Below are 20,705 nucleotides of genomic sequence, written 5' to 3'. Positions count from 1 at the left end.
GTTAGTCGGGACCTAAGCCGAGGCCGAAAGGCGTAGGCGATGGACAACGGGTTGATATTCCCGTACCACCTCCGCTCCGCTTGAGCGATGGGGGGACGCAGGAGGGTAGGGGAGCGCGCGACCGGAAGTGCGCGTCCAAGCGGTTAGGCCGGCAGATAGGCAAATCCGTCTGCCACCAAGGCTGAGCCGTGACGGCGAGGGGAAATCCAGTACCCGAAGTCCCTGATCCCACACTGCCAAGAAAAGCCTCTAGCGATGGAGCGAGGTGCCCGTACCGCAAACCGACACAGGTAGGCAGGGAGAGAATCCTCAGGCGCGCGGAAGAACCCTCGCTAAGGAACTCGGCAAAATGGCCCCGTAACTTCGGGAGAAGGGGCGCCTCGGTAGGGTGATGAGCCCGAGGAGGCCGCAGTGAAAAGGCCCAAGCGACTGTTTATCACAAACACAGGTCTCTGCGAAGCCGTAAGGCGATGTATAGGGGCTGACGCCTGCCCGGTGCTGGAAGGTTAAGGGGAAGGGTGAGCGCCTTTCGGCGCGAAGCCCTGAACCGAAGCCCCAGTAAACGGCGGCCGTAACTATAACGGTCCTAAGGTAGCGAAATTCCTTGTCGGGTAAGTTCCGACCCGCACGAAAGGCGTAACGACTTGGGCACTGTCTCGGCGAGGGATCCGGTGAAATCGTAGTACCTGTGAAGATGCAGGTTACCCGCGACTAGACGGCAAGACCCCGTGGAGCTTTACTGCAGCCTGATATTGAATTTTGGTGCGGCCTGTACAGGATAGGTGGGAGCCTGCGAACCCAGGCCGCCAGGCCTGGCGGAGGCGCCGGTGGGATACCACCCTGGCCGTACCGAAATTCTAACCCGCGACCGTCACCCGGTCGGGGAACAGTGTCAGGCGGGCAGTTTGACTGGGGCGGTCGCCTCCTAAACGGTAACGGAGGCGCCCAAAGGTTCCCTCAGCGCGGTCGGAAATCGCGCGTCGAGTGCAAAGGCAGAAGGGAGCCTGACTGCAAGACCGACAGGTCGAGCAGGGACGAAAGTCGGGCTTAGTGATCCGGTGGTCCCGCGTGGAAGGGCCATCGCTCAACGGATAAAAGCTACCCCGGGGATAACAGGCTGATCTCCCCCAAGAGTCCACATCGACGGGGAGGTTTGGCACCTCGATGTCGGCTCGTCGCATCCTGGGGCTGAAGTCGGTCCCAAGGGTTGGGCTGTTCGCCCATTAAAGCGGCACGTGAGCTGGGTTCAGAACGTCGTGAGACAGTTCGGTCCCTATCTGTCGCGGGCGCAGGAAATCTGAGAGGAGCTGCCCCTAGTACGAGAGGACCGGGGTGGACGCACCGCTGGTGTACCAGTTGTCCCGCCAGGGGCACCGCTGGGTAGCCATGTGCGGCCGGGATAAGCGCTGAAAGCATCTAAGCGCGAAGCCCCCCTCAAGATCAGATTTCCCACCGGGTTAACCGGGTAAGACCCCTCGGAGATGACGAGGTCGATCGGCCCGAGGTGTAAGCGCGGTAACGCGTTCAGCCGACGGGTCCGAATCGGTCGAGGGCTTAACCCACTCCCCACCACCCCCGCGGTCCGGTTTTCAGGGTGCAACCGCACCCCAAACCCCTTGCGTTTCCTACCAACCTTGTGCTACAATCCATCCCGTGTCTGGTGACGATAGCGGAGGGGACACACCCGTTCCCATCCCGAACACGGAAGTTAAGCCCTCCAGCGCCGATGGTACTTGGGGCGCGAGCCCCTGGGAGAGTAGGTCGTTGCCAGGCACAATGCGGGAGACGGTACACCCGTCTCCCGCTTTCGCGTTTTTCGGGAGCCGCAACGCCGCGGTTGTTTTTCTGCTTTGGGAACGTGTATGCGCTCGTCCATCCATTCCCTTACGAGGCACGCGGCACCGATGGCGACGGGTGCAGAGGGGTGTGGGGGGTAAACGGGGTCTCGTGGGCTTCAAGGTAGCGCACAATCGCTTCCTCCACCCGAATGCCCAGGCGATTGAGCGCTTCGTTGCCGAACAGAGCATTAAACTCCAGCAGGTAAGGGTGACCGTCGACGAGGGCAACGTCGAAACCGGCGTGGTCGATGCCCAGCGTACGGGCGACGTGCACCACAAGGTCGATCACCGAGCGCGGGACCGGCTCGAAGGAGATTGTGCCGCCTTGGGCCACGTTGTTCACGTGGATGCCCGGTCGTCCGATTCGCCAGTATGCCGCAAGGACGTCGTTCCCCACCACGACGACGCGGATGTCCCGGTCGATGGGCAGGAGTTCCTGAACGTACAGCACCTCGGATCGGGCTGCGTAGGCCTGGAACGCCGCTTCGTCGGTAATGACGTACACGCCGCACCCGCGGGCGCTGCGGACTTCCTTGGCGATAAAGGGAAACGTGAAGGTGTCCAGCACGGCCCGCACGTTCGTTTCCGTGTTGGCTAAGATCTCCGTGTAGGGAACGTGCTCCGGGCACACCGCCCAAAAGGCGCGCGTCATCTCCACTTTGCTGTGGCCCAGGTGCAGCGTAGACGCGCTGGGAAAAATGCGCTTTTTCCATGCGTACACGAGCACGTTGACCTGCCAGTGCTCGGGAAACAAGAGCCAGGAAGCCGCACTGATCGCCTCGCGATGTCGAAAGAAATGCTCCGGCTTGATGTACCGGATCCCCGGGATGCGCAACGTGCGGAGCGCGTTGAAGGTAATCCAGTTGCGAACCATCGTCCGTCCCTCCGATTTGCAGCGCTCTCCCGCGCTCTTCGGTTACGGTTTTGTGCGCGAGGATTCGTGTGGGAGCCCGCCCTTCCAATCCGCTTCCGAGAGACCGAGCGCCTTGAGGCGATTGTAAAGCGTGCCGCGGGAAATGCCGAGCAGGCGTGCCGCGGCGCTTTTGTTGCCGTAGGTGGTGCGCAGGGCGGCCACGATGCGCGCCGCCTCCTCGCTGGCCGGCGGTTGAGTGGCGCTGGCGTCGTGTGGTGGCGGGGCGGAAAGGGGGGCGATCGGGTTCCCCTCTTCGTTCCGAGCTGTCGCGTGATTGACCACATCGGGAAAGTGATGGACATCGAGCGTGTTTCCGTCCATCAAGATGATGGCCCGCTCCACCGCGTTGCGCAATTGCCGAACGTTGCCGGGCCACGGGTAGCGCACCAGCGCGGCCAGCGCTTCCGGGGTGAGGACCGGCACCGGTTTGTCGTAACGCGACGCGCACTCGAACAGAAAAGCTTGCACCAGTTCGGGAATGTCCTCCGGACGCTCCCGCAGCGGCGGGATTTCCAACGTGACGACATTGAGGCGGTAGTACAGGTCGGCCCGAAACCGGCCGGCGGCCACCTCTTCGTCGAGTCGACGGTTGGTGGCGGCGATGATGCGTGCCTCGAGGGGCAGGGGTTTGGTGCCGCCGATGCGGTAGAATTGCCGTTCCTGGAGCACGCGCAGGAGTTTGGCCTGCAACTCAAGAGGGAGATCCCCAATCTCATCGAGGAAGAGCGTCCCGCCGCGGGCCAGCTCCAGCTTGCCGGGTTTGCCGCTTCGTTCGGCGCCCGTGAACGCACCGGCCTGATACCCGAACAGTTCGCTTTCAAACAGCGTCACCGGGATGGCGGCGCAGTTAAGCGCCACAAAGGGCCCCTTTGCCCGCCGACTGGCGCGGTGCAGGGCCTGGGCGAAGAGCTCTTTGCCGACCCCGCTTTCCCCAGTGATGAGCACCGTGGCATCGGTAGCCGCCACTTTCCGCGCCATGACCACCACCTGTTTGAGGAGCGGCGAACGGCCGCGAATGGCCGAAAAAGGATCGTCGCTCCGCACAGGGGTGATGGCTTCCCGCAGCGAGCGCAGGTGGGACTGGGCCGCCGACAGTTCGTTGCGCAGCCGTACCAGGTCGGAAATGTCTTCCTCGAAGGCCACGGCCCCCAGAAGCTCGCTGTCGCGTTCGATGGGCGCCGCGTCGATCATGACATGCCGGTCGGGGCGTGGCACGTGGTACAGCCGCCGTACCGGAACGCGCTGCTCCAGCTGTTCGAGTACCTTGATTGCCCCGGCCGGAAAGAAGGACGCGATTGGCTGGCCGATGATGTCCCGCTTGGGGATGCGGTAGATGGTCTCGGCCGCGCGGTTCCACAGTACGACTCGACCCGCGGCGTCCACCACCGTGACGGCGTCAGACGTGGTTTCCGCCATCGCGTGGACCAGAGCGGAAAGCGCCAGTGCCCCGTCGCGCAAGGCGCGGAGCAACCGGTCAGGGGTGAGGATTCCGGTGGGGTTTCCCGTGTCATCAACGGTGACATAGGCGGCCGACGATCCGGAAGCGTGCTCGTGCACGACGGCCTCGAGCGACAGGGTTTCCGCAACGCGGCACGCGGGAAGGCTAACCGCGCGTACCGGTAAAGTGGGCGGGAGATACTGTAAGAGCAACGTCCACTCGGCCGGAAACACGGCGATAGGCGTGCCGTGGTCAACCAGAACGGCCGAAACCGGCTGGCGTTCCGCCCACTCGGAGCGCAATCGGCTCACCGGGGCATCCGCCGGGAGCATGAGGCGGATGGGTTCGGCCAGGTTGCCAACGGGTTGCGCGAAGAGCCGCAGCGCGCTCAACACCGTCCCCCTTCCCGTTGAACAATTGTGTCTCCATTATACAAGAGGGTGAAAACACGTTGAACAACACTGTTGAAAATCCGCCCCGAATCCGGTTTCATGGAGGGGGAAGGGGCGATGGCGCCGTTGCGCGCGGCACGGGCAGTTGCCGCCAACGGGATATTGGCATGCGATTTGCTCCTTGTACGTAAGGAGATGTCGAACGTTGGCGAAAGGAGCGTGGGACGATGGAAACCCTACTGCGCAACCTGTTTTTGTTCCTGTCCAAGAACCGGACGTTGAACCGAGCGGCGAAGCGGTGGGGGCTGCGCTTTGGCGCGCGCCGCTTTGTCGCCGGTGAAACGATAGAGGAGGCCATCGAGGCGGTGCGGGAACTCAACCAAAACGGCCTGGTGGCCACCCTGGACCACTTGGGAGAGTTTGTCCACGACGCCGCGGAGGCAAAAGAAGCAGCCCAGGTGTGCGTTGAGACGCTGGAGGCCATTCATCGCTCCGGTGTCGACGCCAATCTGTCCGTCAAGCTGACCCAACTCGGCCTCGACATTGACCGGCAGTTGTGCGAGGACAACATGCGGCGCATCCTCGACACCGCCAGACGGTACGGCAACTTCGTACGCATTGACATGGAAGACTTCGCGCATTGCCAGCCGGCCATCGACATCTACAAGGAACTGCGTCAGACCTACGACAACGTGGGAATCGTCATCCAGGCCTATCTGTACCGAAGCGAGCAAGACGTGCGGGACCTGGGCGAGCACTACGACGCCAATTTGCGCCTGGTCAAGGGAGCCTACAAGGAGCCGCCCGAGGTGGCGTATCCAGACAAGAAGGATGTTGACGAGAACTTCAAGAAGCTGATTAAGCTGCACCTGCTTGGTGGTCACTACACGGCGGTGGCTACCCACGACGAGGCCATCATCCAGTACACGAAAGCGTTGGAGCGGGAGCACGCCATTCCGCGCTCGCGCTTTGAGTTTCAGCTCTTGTATGGGATCCGCACGAATTTGCAGCGCCAGTTGGCCGCCGAGGGGTACAAGGTGCGCATTTATGTGCCCTTCGGGAAGGACTGGTACGGATACTTCATGCGCCGCCTCGCCGAACGGCCGGCCAACGTCGCCTTTGTGCTGAAGGGCATGTTCCGGTAACGAAGAGGTGGGGTCGGAAAAGGAGCGTGAAACGGGAATGCCCCGGGGACGGCAAGGTCAAGGCGAGACGAAGGAAAGAAACAGTCCGCCCACGCGCATCTGCCTGAAACGAGGACAAGTGGTGACGGTGCCGATTCGCCGTTTGGGCATCAACGGCGAAGGGGTCGGCCACGTGAAGCGCCAAGTGGTGTTTGTCGACGGAGCCTTGCCGGGCGAAACTGTACGGGCGCGGGTGACGGAGATCCACCCCTCTTTTGCTCGCGCCCAACTCATCAGCGTACATGCTCCCTCTCCCGATCGGGTGATGCCGTCCTGTGCCGTCTACGACCGGTGCGGCGGTTGTCAGGTTCAACACCTCTCGTACGCGGGCCAACTTGCCGCCAAAAAAGAGATCGTGCGCGAAGCCTTCGCCCGCTACACCGGGCTTACCGATCCGCCGATCCGTGACTGTATCGGTATGGACTACCCCTGGGCGTACCGGAACAAGGCGCAGCTCCAGGCCGTTTGGCGAAGCGGGCGGCTGGAAGTGGGGCTCTATGAGCCCGGTTCGCATCGACTGGTCCCGCTGGAGGACTGCCCGGTAACCCATCCTCGCGTCAACGAAATGATCCGCGTCGCGCGCCAAACCCTGGAGGAACTGGGCATTCCGCCGTACGACGAGCGAACCCGAACCGGTGTGGTGCGCACCCTTGTCGCCCGTGTGGGGATGGCGACGGGGGAAGGACAACTCACCTTCGTCACCCGCACCGATCGCCTGCCGCGTGCCGGCGCGCTCGTGGAACGGTTGCGCGGCCGCCTGCCCTATGTGACCAGCATCATGCAAAACATCAACCCCGGTAAAACACCGCTCATCTTCGGCGAGGTGACCCGGTGCCTCTGGGGAAAAACGCACATCGAGGAGCGGCTCGGTTCCGTACGGTTTTCACTTTCGCCGCGCGCCTTTTTTCAGCTCAATCCCGAGCAGACGGTCAAGCTCTACAATGTGGTGCGCGAGGCGGCGGCCCTGACGGGGACGGAGCGCGTGGTGGACGCCTATTGCGGCGTGGGGACGATTGCGCTGTGGTTGGCCCCCCATGCGCGGGAGGTGCGGGGCATGGACGTGATCCCCGAAGCGATCGATGACGCGCGCCGCAATGCGGAAGTCAATGGGCTGTCCAATGTTCGGTTTGCGGTCGGCAGGGCCGAAGACCTGTTGCCGCAATGGGTGCAGGAAGGTTTTGTGCCGGATGTTGTGGTGGTCGACCCTCCTCGAACGGGTCTGGACGTTGCGCTGTTGTCGACGCTTCTGACCCTTCGTCCGACCCGATTGGTGTACGTTTCGTGCAACCCGGCCACGCTGGCCAAGAACTGCAAAATCCTCCTCGATGGCGGGTTTCGCCTTCAATGGATTCAGCCGGTGGACATGTTTCCGCACACCAGCCATGTAGAGACGGTAACCTTGCTTGTTCCGGTGTCCCCACGGTGATGCGCGTGGGGACTTCTTGTCGGGGATGGACATGTAAAGATGAAATAAATTGCACCCTCCACAACTCCCGCGTGTGCGCTAAAATGGACGTAGGTGAGAACGTTGGCGGACGTACGGAATTTGTTGTTAAATATTTTGATTATCTTGTTTGCGCTTTTTGTTTATCAGACGGTTTGGGCCGAAAAATACGGGAAATTTAATGCCCCGAACCACTTACTCGTCACGGTGCTGGCGTTTGGAAGCCTCATCCTCTGCACAACTTTTCCGATTTTTCAGGCGCACGGTGTTCATCATGATTTCAGCGCGATTCCGGCGATCGCGTGCCTGTTGTACGGGGACCACTGGACCGCTTTGCTAATTGCGGTGGGGTACATTTTTACTCGCACCGTGGTGAGCGGTGAACCGTGGGCGGACTCGGCAGTTCCGTTCGGTGTGGTTTTCCTCGTTGCCCTGTTGTTGCGGAAACGGTGGGAAACCTATATGCACCGTCAGCGAATCGGGGCAGTGGTCGCGATCGACATGCTGTACGTTGTCCTTGCCGAAGGATGGCATGTTATGTGGTTGGGAGCCATGCCGGTGGATGCGGTCCCTCATGTGGCCGTATATGTTGTGGTTCACGTAACGATTACGGGACTCCTTGTTCATTTGATTGAAAACTTGCGGTTGTCCCTAAAAATGAAAATGGAAATCGAGCGCATCGAGAAGCTCAACGTGATGGCGGAGATGGCGGCGTCCATCGCCCACGAAATCCGCAATCCGCTCACCGTCGCGCGCGGTTTCTTGCAACTGTTGAAGCAACAAACGCGCGATGAGCGCAGCCAGACCTATCTGTCGTTCATTGTGGACGAGCTCGATCGGGCCGAATCCATCATTGGCAATTACCTCGCATTTTGCAAACCGAAACCTTCGCAGGAATCGGTTTTGGACGTTGGCGCCAATGTGCAGTATGTGGCCAATGTGATCACCCCCTATGCGTGCTTGCACAACGTGGAAATGTCCGTAAGAGCAGAGCCGGAGCTTTATGTCTACGGCGACGGCGAAAAGCTGAATCAGGTCTTGATGAACCTGATGAAAAATGCCGTGGAGGCCATGCCGCGGGGCGGTACGTTGAATGTTCACGCCCGGCGCGAGAAGCAATGGATTCTCATTGACATCCAGGATACCGGTCACGGGATGACCGAAGAGGAGCTGAAACGCATCGGCACCCCGTTTTTCTCAACCAAAAAGAACGGAACCGGTCTGGGACTGACCGTTTCCTACCGCATTGTCCAGTCGATGAACGGGCGTATTGATGTGCGAAGCGAAAAGGGAAAGGGAACATGCTTTTCGATTCGGTTTCCTGCGGTCGGTCAGTCGCCTGACTGATCGTCGCTTTTGCCCCGTGCGGCCCCCCGCGTTGCGGGCAACGTTATATGGTGCCGAGGGGCTTGTCTTATTTTGGATTGTGTCGTAAGATTTAGACGGGGCGTGGAGAATTTTTCCGCAGGGGGACGGTTTTCCAATGATGGTTGATGGCGTTTTGTTAGGGCTTGTCGTGGCGCTATTGCGCGGGGGGAAACTCTCACGTCTTGCCGACGTGCGCATCCGCTGGGCGTGGGTGTTTATTGTCCTGTGTGTGGGGCAGTTTGCGCTCTATCTCTTTCGGGATCACCTTCCGTCGGTCTTTCGCATGAGCCACGTGTGGTTTCTCCTTGCCTATGTGGTGATGTTTTCTGTTCTCTTCCAAAATCGGCACATCCATGGCGTGCACGTGATGCTGCTCGGCGGGTTGCTAAATTTTGTGGTAATGGTGGCCAATGGTGGTTACATGCCGGTATCTGCCGAAGCGGCTAGCCTGATCAGCCCGACATATATCGATCCGCTGCCCCAGGGACCCTACGGCAAGCACATCTTGATGACCGAGGAGACCCACCTGAATTTCTTGGGCGACATCATTCCCCTGCTGCCCCCGTACCCGCGGCAACAGGTTGTGAGCATTGGTGACGTGTTGATCAATATTGGCGCGTTTATGGCGATCCAGGCGCTTCTCGTAAAAAAGCGCCCTTCCGGCGAGAAAAACTTGGGGATGGCGATGTGATGCTACTTAAAGAAACATCATCAATTTTAGAGAGAGAAGAAGGGAATTGTATGGTACTGTCGAAGGAGGGATAATGAAAATGCGCAAAAAAACCTTGTACCTGATGTTCAACATTGTGGCGCTGGTGAGCGCGGTATTGGTACTGTCGTCGGGTTTTAAATTTTAACGTTGAGTAGTTCATATTTTTGTGTTGTATACGCCATCCCCAGTCTTTTTTTAGGTCGGTGGTTGAATGAAAAAGATTGTTTATGTTTATCTGGTTGCTATTATTGTTGTTTCATTACATTATTTTGTTATTCATATGCGCTGGACTGATGAGTGGAAAGTGTGGGTTTCAATTTATGTATTTAGTGCAGCGGCTGTTATTTTAGATTTTTAGGCTGTTCCTATTCCTTTAAAAAACAAAGAGAATAGAATATTGTTGTCCTTAGATTCATCTGTTTATTTGGCTTCTATATTTGTATCGGGTATTTTTCCTACATTATGTATTTTGACGATTGCAACTATAACAAACTTACTTATTAGGAGAAAAGAGATTTGGAAGGTAATCATAAACTTTAACGTTTATTCTTTGGTTTTAATAAGCAGCTATCATGTTTTTGTCCTGTCAGGCGGAGAAGTAGGTGAACCACGATTTAGCCGGTTCTTACCGTATATCCTTGCAGTATTTGTTTATTTGATAACCAATTTGCTATTGATAGGGATATATTCCAAATTGTTTATTGGTGAACGTTTTTTAACTACGATAATGAATATGGTCAAACATTATTACATGCGCTATGTTGTATCGGTTGTATCTTCCATTACGTTATCTTCTTTACTCTATTACCATGGGATAATTGGAGTTGTTCTATTTGTCATTTTCATAATGTTAATTGCCATTTCCTTTAATAATTACTATGAGTTATATCAAGAGCAAAAAAACAAAGCCATCACCGATCCCCTAACGGGATTGTACAATCACGGCTATTTCCACGAACGGCTGGAGGAGGAGGTGCAACGGGCAAAGGAGACGGGAAAGCCGCTCTGCCTGCTGCTTCTTGACCTTGATGACTTCAAAAAGTACAACGACCTCTTTGGCCACACCAAGGGCGACCAGTATCTGAAACGGTTTGCCGAATTGCTACGCACCCATGTGCGGCCCACGGACATGGTTTTTCGTTACGGTGGAGAGGAATTCGCGGTAATCTTGCCGCAGACGGATGTTGAAACCGCTTACCAAATGGCCCAGGCAATGCGCAAGGCGATCAACGACACGCCCTTTCCCGGTGTTGAGGCGCTTCCCCTTGGATGCATCTCGTTTTCCGGCGGGATTAGCACGGTCACGGTGGAAACCCTTGACCGCTATGACCTGATCAAAAAAGCGGACATTGCCCTCTACTATTCCAAAAAGCAGGGGAAAAACCAGGTCCATATTTACCAAGATTGCTTGGCCCGTGTTTTTATCACGCCCGATGACGCCGTAAAAGCCTTGATCGAAAACCTCATCTCGGTGTTTCAGGTCAAGGACCCGTACACCTACCAGCACAGTCGCCGAGTGTATCAGTATGCCCTGCAGTTTGGCACGTATCTGGGCCTGGATGAACGGGAGCAGCGGCTTTTGGCGTACGGCGCGTTGATTCATGATATCGGGAAGGTGGAAATTCCGCGCAGCATCCTGACCAAAAAGGGAAAGCCCACGGAGGATGAGTGGCGTCTCATTCAGATGCACGTCATTTGGGGGAAAGAAATTATCACTGCGTATCCGTCGCTACAGGAATTCGCGCCGCTGGTGGAGTTGCACCACGAGCGGCTCGACGGGCGCGGCTATCCGTATGGGCTGAAAGGGGAGCAGGTTCCCAAGCTGGTCCGCATCTTAACGATCATCGACTCCTTTGACGCCATGACGACGGAGCGCCCGTACCAGCAAACCAAAACCTTTGACGAAGCCTTTGCCGAGTTGAAGCGGTGTGCCGGTACGCAGTTTGACCCCTATTACGTGGAACGGTTCATCGCCATGATGCACGAGACGGCCATCTCCCGGTATGTTCCCTCCTAAAGTGGCCCCCACTGCGGTATGATGATCTGTAGGTGATGCACATGAGCCGTTTCGCCGAATCGGATGGCCGTTTTCATGCGTGGCCGCTTTACAGCCTGTGCTTTATTGTCGCCGCCGTTCAAGGCATGCTCCTTCCCGTGCTGGCCCTCCTGCTCGAACGGCAGGGCTTGTCGGCAGCAGCGAACGGGCTGCATGCGGCGTTTCTGTATGTGGGCATCATGGTGGCGGCGCCCCTATCGGAACGGCTGATCCGCCGATGGGGCTATCGTTCCGTGCTGGTGACCGGCGGCAGTTTGTTGGCCGGGACGCTCTTTTTTTATCCCCTGTGGACCTCGCCGGCGGTGTGGGTGGTTTTGCGCGTGTTGTCGGGCATGGGCGCGGAAATCTTGCATTACGCCGCCCACCTGTGGTTGACGGTCCGTTCCCCGGCGGACAGGCGGGGCCGAATCGTTTCGCTGTACGGCATGGCGTACGGGCTCGGATTTGGCGTCGGGCCGCTTGTGCTGCCCCTCCTCGCCTTCGGTCCGTGGGTGCCCTTTGCCGCAGCGGCGGTGTTTCTTGTTGTCGCGTTGAGCCTCGTGTGGATCAACCCGTCCGAGCGGCCGCCGCGCGTTTCCGATCGTCGACCTGCGCTGAGTCTTTCCCTTTATGCGCGGACATGGCGGCTGGCTTATCTGGCATTGCTTCCCCCGGCGCTGTTTGGTTGGATGGAGGCCACCTTAACCAGCCTCTTTCCCGTGTACGGGGCACGTACGGGCCTGGCGGAGGGATGGGTTTCCGTCAGCTTGTCGGCGTTTACCATCAGCAGTCTTGTCCTGCAGCTTCCCTTGGCGATGGCCGGGGACCGATGGGGGCGGGCTCGCCTTCTTCCCCTGCTGATCGCCGCCGGCGCCGTGCTGTTTTTCCTCATGCCCGCTGCTGGCCGCGGGATGCCGCTGCTCGTGATGATGGCGGTGGCGGGGGCGCTGGTCGGGTCGATCTACACCCTTGGCTTGGCGTATGCGGCCGACCTGGTGCCGAAAAGCCTCCTGCCGACGGCAAACGCGCTGAGCACCATTGGCTTTAGCGTGGCGAGCATCGCCGGGCCGAACCTCGGCGGGCTGGCCATGTCGCATCTGCATCCGTGGGCCCTGTTCTGGGTGATCGGGGGGCCCTTTGCCGGGTATGTTGCCCTGGCATGGGGTTCGCACTGGAAAAGGCGCGCACGACGGACTTCCGCGCGTACACCGACGCTTCGTGAAGAAAGGAGTGTGGAAGCATGATTCGCCACATTCCCGCTCGTGAGCGGTATCGCTATGAAAACAATTGGCTGCAAACGTACTGGCTATTTTCGTTTGACCACTATTATGATCCGAACAATGTCTCCTTTGGACCGCTGCGTGTGTTCAACGACGACGTCATCGCCCCGCGCAGCGGATTTCCGATGCACCCGCACCGGGAGATGGAGATCGTCACCTATGTGTTGCGGGGCGAGCTGACGCACGAAGACAGCCTCGGCAATCGCGGCGTGCTGTCCGCTGGGGATGTGCAGCGCATGTCGGCCGGAACGGGCATTGTCCATTCGGAATGGAACCATGGCGACGAACCGGTGCACCTGTTGCAGATCTGGGTGCTGCCGGAGAGGCGGGGGATTGCGCCGGGGTATGAGCAGCGGTCCTTTTCCCGCGAGGCGCGGACAAACCGGTTGCTTCCGGTGGTGTCCGGACTGGGGCACGACGGCACCCTGCGCATTCATCAGGCGGCGGCCTTTTACGTGTCCCGTCTCGAGGCCGGTCAAACGGTAACCCACACCTTGGCGGACGGCCGGCGCGCGTTTCTGTACGTCATCGACGGCGGGATCGACCTCAATGGCGTGGCGATGGGTACAGGGGATCAGGCGCGCATCGAGGCGGAGGAAGCCCTTTCGGTCGCCGCGCGCGAGGATACGGAACTCATCTTGATTGATCTGCCGTAACACGGGCATGAGGGGAGCCGATCGTGGGCAACCGTTACCCTCCACAGTATCTGGAGTTCCTCGACCGCTTCAACGAGGGGGACTACTACACCTGTCATGACCTCCTCGAGGAGCTGTGGATGGAAGAGCGGCACAACAAGTTCCTGCAAGGGCTCCTGCAGCTGGCGGTCGCCCTCTACCACGCCGAGCTGGGCAACCTCCGCGGGGCGCGGCTGATGCTTTCGTCAGCCAAGGGCTATTTGGAGCCTTACCGCCCGCGGTTCTGGAGTCTCGACATCGACGGCGTGGTGGCGTATATCGACCGGTGCCTGGCGGCGCTGCCGCCGCAGGACCGCATTCCGTGGGAAGAGGCGCGCCATTTGTCGTTGCCCCGACTGCGCTTGCAGCTGGAGGAAGATGAACGGTAAACGATATGACGACGTTATCGCGACGGGAAAGGGGAGAAGGTCATGCGTTTTCATGTTCACCGCGATCCGGTAACCGGTGTTTCGGCTGACGTATTGGTGCTGTTCGGTATGGAAGGTGTACCCCTTGAGGGGGGAGGATCCGCCTTGGATCGGGCGCTCGATGGGCAACTGGTCCGCCTTCTCCAGGAGGGCGATCTTCCTGCGCGTTCCGGTGCGGCGACGCCGGTGTACACCCTCGGCAAGCTGCCGGCCAAGCGGTTGCTGTTTGTTGGGTTGGGCAAGCCGGAAGGGCTCGATTTTGCCCGCCTGCGGGAAGCGGCGGGCCGGGCAGCAAAGGAAGCGCGGAAGCTGGGGGCACATACGGTGGCCATCGTTGCCCCCCACGCGAGCGCGAAGCAGCTGCCGCCGCAGCGGGCGGCCCACGCCGTGGCGGAGGGCTTTTGCCTTGGGGCCTACCGGTACCGCGGGCTGCGTAAGCACAGCGAGCCCGATGTGTCGTGGGAGGCGATTTCGGTGATCGTAGAAGCCGACGCTGAGGCGTGGGAGGAGGGGCTGCGCAAAGGAGCCGCCTACGCCGTGGGTACGGTGTTGGCCCGCGACTTGACGAATTTGCCGGGCAATGTGCTCACGCCGGCTGCCCTGGCGCAAAAGGCGGTGGAGGTGGCCGAGCGACACGGTCTGGCCTATGAGGTGCTCGACGCCGAGGCCATTGCCGCGCGGGGCATGGGTGGGATTGTGGCCGTGGGGAAGGGCAGCGCTGAGCCGCCAACCTTCACCGTGATTCGCTACCAAGGGCGGGCTGAGTGGACGGACGTGACGGCGTACATCGGCAAGGGCGTCACCTTCGACACGGGTGGCATCTGCCTCAAACCGCGGGAAAACATGCACGAGATGGTCGGGGACATGGGCGGCGCGGCGGCCGTCCTCGGTGCGGTGGACGCCGTGGCTGCGCTCAAGCTGCCGGTCAATTTGCTGGTGCTGATCCCGGCGGCGGAAAACAGCCCCTCGGGTACGGCGTTTAAGCCGGGGGACGTCATTACCATGCTGGACGGGCGCACGGTAGAGATCCGCAACACCGACGCGGAAGGGCGTCTTTTGCTCGCCGACGCCGTGACGTACGCGCGGCAACAGGGCGCCAAGCGCATTGTGGACGTGGCCACGCTGACCGGTGGCGTGATCGTCGCCTTGGGCAACGAGGTGACGGGCCTGATCGCCAACGACGATGCTTGGGCCGACGAGGTCTTGGCTGCGGGGCGGGATGCCGGCGAGCTGTTATGGCGGCTGCCCAACTTTCCCCACTACTACGAGAAACTGAAGAGCCCGGTGGCCGATCTCAACAATGCGCCGGGGCGCAAAGCCCATCCCATCATGGGCGGCCTGTTTGTCGGCGCGTTCGCCGAAGACACGCCGTGGGCCCACCTCGACATCGCCGGCACGTCATGGGCGGATCAGGCGGGGCCCCTGCACGAGAAAGGGGCCACCGGCGCCGGTGTGCGTACGCTGGTGGCGCTGGCCGAGCGGTTGGCGCGGTCGGGAAGCGGGACGGCGTGAAGGGACGACAGTCACGCGAACGGGGTTCCGTATGCGGAACCCCGTTTTCGTATCAGGGCAATGGGTTATGAAGCCGGGTTTGGTTTACCGGTTTGGCATGGGCGATTGGGGGCGATGAAAACCGTTCGGAGCGGTATGCTCAACTGCCGGTGCGGGCGCCTCGTTGACCACCAACCGGAAGACGTCGGGCCGGTTGTAGTGCCCGACCGGGTCGAAATCGTAGCGGGCTTCCGTGATGCGATTGAGGTCCAGGTCGGCCACGAGAATGCCTTCTTGATCGTAGAGGGGGCCGGCCACGTAGTTGCCCAGCGGGTCGATGATGGCGCTGCCCCCGCGGCAGAGGATGTCGGGGCCGAGGCCGATCTCCTCCCAGTCTGTCGGCATCATGTCGCGGGTGACGAACTGGTTGCAGGACAGGACGAAACAGCGCCCCTCGCAGGCGATGTGACGGATAGTGGCTTGCCAGGAGTCGCGGGCATCTGCCGTCGGGGCCAGGTAGAGGTCAACGCCCTTGTGGTACATGGCCATGCGGGCCAGGGGCATGTAGTTCTCCCAGCAGATCAGCCCGCCCACCGTCCCGAATTCGGTGCGGATTGCCGTCAGTGTGCTGCCGTCGCCCTCGCCCCAGATCAGGCGCTCGGCCCCGGTGGGCTTCAGCTTGCGGTGCTTGCCCAGCAGGCGGCCGTCCGGTCCGAAGTAGAGCAGCGTGCAATACAGCGTGCCGCCACGGTACGTGCGCACTCTCTCCACCACCCCGATGGCGACGTAAGCGGCGGCCTCTCGGGCGGCTGCACCAATGGCCTCGGTCACGGGACCTGGCACGTCGACGCACTGGTCCCAGTACCGCGCATAGGTGCGCCGCCCCTCGTCGCTGCGGTGTCCGACTACGGTGCCAAAGGTCATGCCCCGAGGGTATGCGGGGATCATGGCCTCGGGGAGCAGGATCAGGCGGGCACCTTGCGCGGCGGCTTCTGCGATGAGGCGGCAGACCTTTGCCGTTGTGGCCTCGCGGTCGAGGATAACCGGCGCGGCCTGGATCACGGCTACTCGCACGGCATGCTCGTTCGCGAGGCTCTCGCGCCTCGGGTGTACGCGACTCGACAGATCCGGTGACAGGACTTCCACGGCCATTGCTCCCCCTTCCTTTCCACCAAGACAGGCGAAGTTCTTCGCCTCAGCGTGTAGACAAAGTACCGGGAGGTACAAGGTCTACACGCTTTTTTGTCGAATAGAGTTCTTATCCCATCATGCAGAGGTGGCCACATGCTGAGAAAACAATCGGCCGAAGGCCGTTACCAGCTTACCGTTGTTTCGTTGGACGAATTGGTGCCTCAGGATCACCTGGTTCGCAAAATCGAAAACGCCATCGACTTCTCGTTTATCTACGAACTAGTGGAAGATCGTTACTGCCCAGACAACGGAAGACCCAGCATCGATCCCGTTGTCCTCATCAAAATGGTGCTCATCCAGTATCTGTTCGGCATCCGTTCCATGCGTCAAACCATCAAAGAAATCGAAACCAATCTCGCCTACCGGTGGTTTCTGGGATACGATCTCACCCAGCCCATCCCCCATTTCACGACGTTTGGCAAAAACTATGTCCGCCGATTCAAGGGTACCGACCTCTTTGAAAGGATCTTCACGCGCATTCTTGAAGAAGCCTGCCATCATGGGCTGGTCGACCCTTCCGTGTTGTATATCGATTCCACCCATGTCAAAGCCAACGCCAACAAGAGAAAATTCATCAAGCGGCTTGTCCAGGAAGAAGGCAAGAAATATCAAGAACTTCTCGAAGAGGAAATCAACCAGGACCGCGAAGCGCACGGGAAAAAGCCGTTGCCAAAAAAGTCTAAAGCCGTCTGGAAGGAGGTGAAAAAAAGCACCACCGATCCGGACAGCGGCTGGTTTGTCAAAAACGAAAAGGAACAGACGTTCGCTTACTCCTTCCATGCGGCCAGCGACCAAAACGGCTTTGTCGTCAGTGCCGTCGTCACGGCTGCCAACGTTCATGACAGTCAGGTCTTCACAGAAGTGTTCGAGCAAGCCGTCAAGCACGTCGGAAAACCCAGCGCTGTCGCGGTGGATGCAGGGTATAAAACACCCTATATCAGCAAGTACCTCTTGGACCAACAGGTCCGTCCGGTCATGCCGTATACCCGTCCCCACACAAAAGACGGAAGGTATCGAAAGCAGGATTACGTGTACGATGAGTACTACGATTGCTATCTTTGTCCTGCCGGACAAGTGCTTACCTACGAAACCACGACCCGTGAGGGTTACCGAATCTACCGTTCCGATGCCACGACCTGTCGATCTTGTTCATTCCGCTCCCAGTGCACAGAAAGCCACGACGCGGTTAAGCGTGTGAGCCGCCATATCTGGGCCCATTACATGGAAGAAGTGGAGCACTTGCGCCATACAGAAGTGAATAAACGCCTATATGCACGCCGAAAGGAAACGATTGAGCGTGTATTTGCGGATCTCAAGGAGAAGCATGGCTTGCGTTGGACCACTTTACGTGGGTTGGAAAAAGTGACAATGCAGGCGATGCTTGTTTTTGCTTGTATGAATTTAAAAAAGCTGGCGAATTGGTTATGGAGGTTAGGAAAAACAGGGCGCCATGCCCTTCATTTCGGTGTCCTTTTCGTACTCAGACGACATGAAAACTCCCTCGGCTGCGTTGGCACCGAGGGAGTTTGTCTGCAGTCTGAGGCGAAGTTCTTCGCCTTTCGTTCCTCCGTGTGCCAATTGCGGAATATTGCTTTAATTATCGCGTTTCTCTGCGGAAGATGTCAACGCGTGCCGTCGTCTCCCCTCATAGTTGGCTCAGGACGTTGGTGTCAATGTGGATGTTTGCGCGTTCGTATAATTCCGCTTCGAGATTCTCGAGCGTCTGGTTTTCATTGAGTTTCCCCGTTTGGTGCAGGTATTCGAGCAACTTCTCGAGGAGAAGAGTTCGTTTGTACATCTGCAAAGTGCTGGGATCGTTCCAGTAGGCATCGTTGGAGGTGAAACCCTTGGCGCGGATCAGCGCGTCTAAGTAGCGCCGTGCCTCGGGTGATTGATCCCAAGCGGTGCGCTGTTCTTGGAGGAATTGGCGTGCTTCCTCGTCGGTTACCCGAATTCCTTTTTCTTCAGCGTAACGGATCAGCAGTTCGCGCTGGATCATTTCTTTGATCAGGTCGTTGTTGCTTGTGTCAAAAGGTCTCCCTGCTGTCTCAAGCATGGTTTTCACATGGGTCTTGTATTCAACAAAATCTTTCGCCTGTATAACAAAACCTTTTCCTCTCGCGACAACCTGGTTTTCGGAGACGCGTTGCTGGTGATCGGTGGAGAAGTTTGCTGTGGTGAAAAGAATGCCGAAACTTAAGGAGGTGAGCAACAAGAGCATAAAGGTCAACCTTTTCATTTCGGAACAACGCCCCTTAATCAAGATTGTTAACGCGCGAAGGTGAGTTCGAATGCCATTCCCACGTCCTCGGTTTCCTTGTTCCCGCCTTATCATCATAACATTATTTATGTTTCGTCATCTTATGCGAAAGGGTGTGGAAAACTGCCACCGACTTTCGTGGGTAGCCGAACCGTTAGAGCCACGCCGCCCCATCGGAAATCTTTTCCGTGAAGTTTCTGGGGCGGCGTGGCTCCGAACGGGGAGGGGATTCCCCCTTAATCGTGCTCTTTTTTTACGGGTGGTGCAGTTGACGTCTTTGTCTCCCTCGAGGGTTGCCACTTGAATACCTTGTTTAGGGTGGTGAAGATGGTTTTTGACTCCTTGGCGAGGAGCGGTCCGAAGACGGCGAGGATGAGGACATAGAGGGCAGCAAAGGGTTGGAGGATGGACAAGAGACCGGCCGACTTCCCGAGGTTTGCCAGGATGATGGAGAATTCGCCGCGGGCGACGATCGTAAGCCCGATGTTGGCAGCGGCCTTCGGTGACAGACCGGCACTACGACCGGCCAGCATTCCCGCAGTGAAGTTGCCGACCAACGTGAGCAACACGGCGCCGAGCGCGGGCAAGACTGCCCCGCCTAGCGTCCTCGGGTCAATGGATAACCCAAAGCTAAAGAAGAACATTGCACCAAATACTTCTCTTAGCGGCAAGATAAGGTGCTCGATGCGTTTACGATGTTCGGTTTCCCCGAGCACCAAGCCCACGAGCAGAGCCCCAATGGCCTCAGCGACATGGAGGGTTTCACCAAATCCGCTGATCAGAAAGAGGGCCGCAAATACAACCAACAAAAAGACTTCCGTTGAACCGATGTTCAGAGCCCGATTCAGCCAGGGGACGGCCACCCGTCCAAGAGCCAGGATGGCTAGCATGAAGCCCAGTGCGATGCCTCCCGAAAGGATAACACCGCCCACCGAGGTGGCGCCGCTAAAGAGGAGACCCGACAGGATCGAGAGGTAGATGGCCAGGAAGACGTCGTCGAACATGATAATACCGAGAATCATCTCGGTTTCGGGGTTTGCCGTGCGTTTGAGGTCGACCAGTACCTTGGCCACAATGGCGCTGGATGAAACCGTTACAATACCGGCCACCATCAAGATCTCCTTGAGCGGCCATCCTATCATCCAGCCGAACAATAACCCGAGAACGAAGTTCAGCCCGACATGGATGGTACCGCCAATGGCGATGGACCGTCCTGCCCTGATCAGTCGGCTCACGGAAAATTCCAAGCCCACGTAGAAGAGCAGGAAGAGGACCCCCAGCCGCCCCATGAACTCGATCAGGGGAGCGCTTTGAATGAAGCGCAAATCCACCATGCCGAACTGGGGAGCATGGGGGCCGACGGCCATACCGATCAGAATCAGGAACGGGATAATCGAGAAGCGAAGGCGGATGGAGATATACCCCGCAACCGCCATGAGGGTAAGGGCGAGGCCAACCTCGAAAACGATGTGTTCCATGTCTTATTCGCTCCCATTGGATACGAGTTGTTTAAATGCTTTGATTTGTTGGCGCTCGCCCATCACAACCAAAATGGTTTCGGCCTTCAGCACGTAGTCCGGCCCCGGGTTCACCGTTTGCTTCTGATCTTTATCGATTACCGCGATGATTGTGGATCCCGTTCGTTTCCGGATCTGGAGTTCGCCGATCGTTCGACCCACACACGTGGAGTTGGGTTCCACCTTGTACCACTCAATGACCAGGTCGTTGAGGGCCACCTCGACGGATTCCAAGGCTTTGGGCCTGTAGGTCAGGCCGCCGATGATGCCGGCCACTTGTCGCGCCTCGTCGTCATCCAGGGTGACCATGGAAATGCTGCTGTCCGGATCTTCGGGGTCGAAGTGGTAAAGTTCGCGCCTGCCGTCATCATGAATGATGATGACCAGCTTATCCCCGCTACGGGTGTCGATCTGGAATTTCCGCCCAATCCCCGGGAGATCCGACTCGCGAATGTTGGTCATAGTGGCGTCCTCCTTACCATTCGCTTGTTCTTGCCCTGTGCTTGGTTTCTGTTCAGTTATAACTTATGTTAGCTGAAA

At 58.6% G+C, this 20,705-nt stretch carries 15 protein-coding genes, 2 rRNA genes and 1 pseudogene (1 of these 18 running past the window's edge); 12 read left to right on the top strand and 6 right to left on the bottom strand.

Annotated elements, in window-relative coordinates:
• Both ACYQ0Z_RS02730 and rrf read left to right on the top strand, forming a co-directional pair.
• Positions 1 to 1,562 (top strand): 23S ribosomal RNA (locus ACYQ0Z_RS02730) (it extends 1,403 nt beyond the left edge of the window).
• Between the two features lie 94 nt (positions 1,563 to 1,656).
• Positions 1,657 to 1,773 (top strand): 5S ribosomal RNA (gene rrf, locus ACYQ0Z_RS02725).
• Positions 1,774 to 1,884: 111 nt separating this feature from the next.
• Here the strand turns inward: rrf and ACYQ0Z_RS02720 are convergent.
• Both ACYQ0Z_RS02720 and ACYQ0Z_RS02715 read right to left on the bottom strand, forming a co-directional pair.
• Positions 1,885 to 2,712, bottom strand: coding sequence for an ATP-grasp domain-containing protein (locus tag ACYQ0Z_RS02720; RefSeq protein ID WP_459864199.1), 828 nt, complete (start codon positions 2,710 to 2,712; stop codon positions 1,885 to 1,887).
• 42 nt (positions 2,713 to 2,754) lie between these two features.
• Positions 2,755 to 4,581, bottom strand: a complete 1,827-nt coding sequence (locus ACYQ0Z_RS02715) for a sigma-54 interaction domain-containing protein (protein ID WP_459864197.1) — start codon at positions 4,579 to 4,581, stop codon at positions 2,755 to 2,757.
• A gap of 227 nt (positions 4,582 to 4,808) precedes the next feature.
• Here ACYQ0Z_RS02715 and ACYQ0Z_RS02710 point away from each other — a divergent pair, with 227 nt between their 5' ends.
• From ACYQ0Z_RS02710 to ACYQ0Z_RS02670, 9 genes are all read left to right on the top strand, one after another.
• On the top strand, positions 4,809 to 5,726 hold the full coding sequence (locus ACYQ0Z_RS02710; RefSeq protein WP_459864195.1) for a proline dehydrogenase family protein: 918 nt from the start codon (positions 4,809 to 4,811) through the stop codon (positions 5,724 to 5,726).
• A 37-nt stretch (positions 5,727 to 5,763) separates the two neighbouring features.
• A complete protein-coding gene (gene rlmD / locus ACYQ0Z_RS02705; RefSeq protein ID WP_459864193.1) occupies positions 5,764 to 7,191 on the top strand; it encodes a 23S rRNA (uracil(1939)-C(5))-methyltransferase RlmD in 1,428 nt (475 codons plus the stop codon).
• A 102-nt stretch (positions 7,192 to 7,293) separates the two neighbouring features.
• On the top strand, positions 7,294 to 8,556 hold the full coding sequence (locus ACYQ0Z_RS02700) for an ATP-binding protein (RefSeq protein WP_459864191.1): 1,263 nt from the start codon (positions 7,294 to 7,296) through the stop codon (positions 8,554 to 8,556).
• Positions 8,557 to 8,692: 136 nt separating this feature from the next.
• Positions 8,693 to 9,268, top strand: a complete 576-nt coding sequence (locus ACYQ0Z_RS02695; RefSeq protein ID WP_459864189.1) for a DUF5317 domain-containing protein — start codon at positions 8,693 to 8,695, stop codon at positions 9,266 to 9,268.
• Between the two features lie 748 nt (positions 9,269 to 10,016).
• Complete coding sequence (locus ACYQ0Z_RS02690) at positions 10,017 to 11,306, top strand: bifunctional diguanylate cyclase/phosphohydrolase (RefSeq protein ID WP_459865079.1); 1,290 nt, start codon at positions 10,017 to 10,019, stop codon at positions 11,304 to 11,306.
• Positions 11,307 to 11,347: 41 nt separating this feature from the next.
• Positions 11,348 to 12,568 carry an MFS transporter gene (locus ACYQ0Z_RS02685; protein WP_459864187.1) on the top strand — a complete coding sequence of 407 codons (1,221 nt, stop codon included), beginning with the start codon at positions 11,348 to 11,350 and terminating at the stop codon, positions 12,566 to 12,568.
• Positions 12,565 to 13,260 (top strand): pirin family protein, encoded by a 696-nt coding sequence (locus ACYQ0Z_RS02680; RefSeq protein ID WP_459864185.1) that lies wholly within the window; start codon positions 12,565 to 12,567, stop codon positions 13,258 to 13,260. Before ACYQ0Z_RS02685 ends, ACYQ0Z_RS02680 begins: the two co-directional genes overlap by 4 nt.
• Before the next feature lie 23 nt (positions 13,261 to 13,283).
• Entirely contained in the window at positions 13,284 to 13,667 is a 384-nt protein-coding gene (locus ACYQ0Z_RS02675; RefSeq protein WP_459864183.1) for a DUF309 domain-containing protein, read from the top strand.
• A 42-nt stretch (positions 13,668 to 13,709) separates the two neighbouring features.
• Positions 13,710 to 15,218: a leucyl aminopeptidase gene (locus ACYQ0Z_RS02670; RefSeq protein ID WP_459864181.1), complete on the top strand. Its 1,509-nt coding sequence runs from the start codon at positions 13,710 to 13,712 to the stop codon at positions 15,216 to 15,218.
• Positions 15,219 to 15,302: 84 nt separating this feature from the next.
• Here the strand turns inward: ACYQ0Z_RS02670 and ACYQ0Z_RS02665 are convergent, their stop codons facing one another.
• Positions 15,303 to 16,349 (bottom strand): carbon-nitrogen hydrolase family protein, encoded by a 1,047-nt coding sequence (locus ACYQ0Z_RS02665; protein WP_459864179.1) that lies wholly within the window; start codon positions 16,347 to 16,349, stop codon positions 15,303 to 15,305.
• 132 nt (positions 16,350 to 16,481) lie between these two features.
• Here ACYQ0Z_RS02665 and ACYQ0Z_RS02660 point away from each other — a divergent pair.
• Positions 16,482 to 17,822, top strand: a pseudogene (locus ACYQ0Z_RS02660) (IS1182 family transposase); the annotation flags it as partial.
• A gap of 211 nt (positions 17,823 to 18,033) precedes the next feature.
• On the opposite strand, the gene ACYQ0Z_RS02655 reads toward ACYQ0Z_RS02660, so the two are convergent.
• The 3 genes from ACYQ0Z_RS02655 to ACYQ0Z_RS02645 all read right to left on the bottom strand — a co-directional run bounded on the left by ACYQ0Z_RS02655 (position 18,034) and on the right by ACYQ0Z_RS02645 (position 20,627).
• Entirely contained in the window at positions 18,034 to 18,609 is a 576-nt protein-coding gene (locus ACYQ0Z_RS02655; RefSeq protein ID WP_459864177.1) for a hypothetical protein, read from the bottom strand.
• Between the two features lie 275 nt (positions 18,610 to 18,884).
• Positions 18,885 to 20,126, bottom strand: coding sequence for a cation:proton antiporter (locus tag ACYQ0Z_RS02650; RefSeq protein WP_459864175.1), 1,242 nt, complete (start codon positions 20,124 to 20,126; stop codon positions 18,885 to 18,887).
• A gap of 3 nt (positions 20,127 to 20,129) precedes the next feature.
• A complete protein-coding gene (locus ACYQ0Z_RS02645; protein WP_459864172.1) occupies positions 20,130 to 20,627 on the bottom strand; it encodes a cation:proton antiporter regulatory subunit in 498 nt (165 codons plus the stop codon).
• Positions 20,628 to 20,705 lie beyond the last annotated feature (78 nt).

The organism is Calditerricola yamamurae (assembly GCF_054654135.1).
The sequence above is the reverse complement of the archived record's forward strand: the minus strand, read 5'-3'. Positions and strand labels throughout refer to the sequence as shown.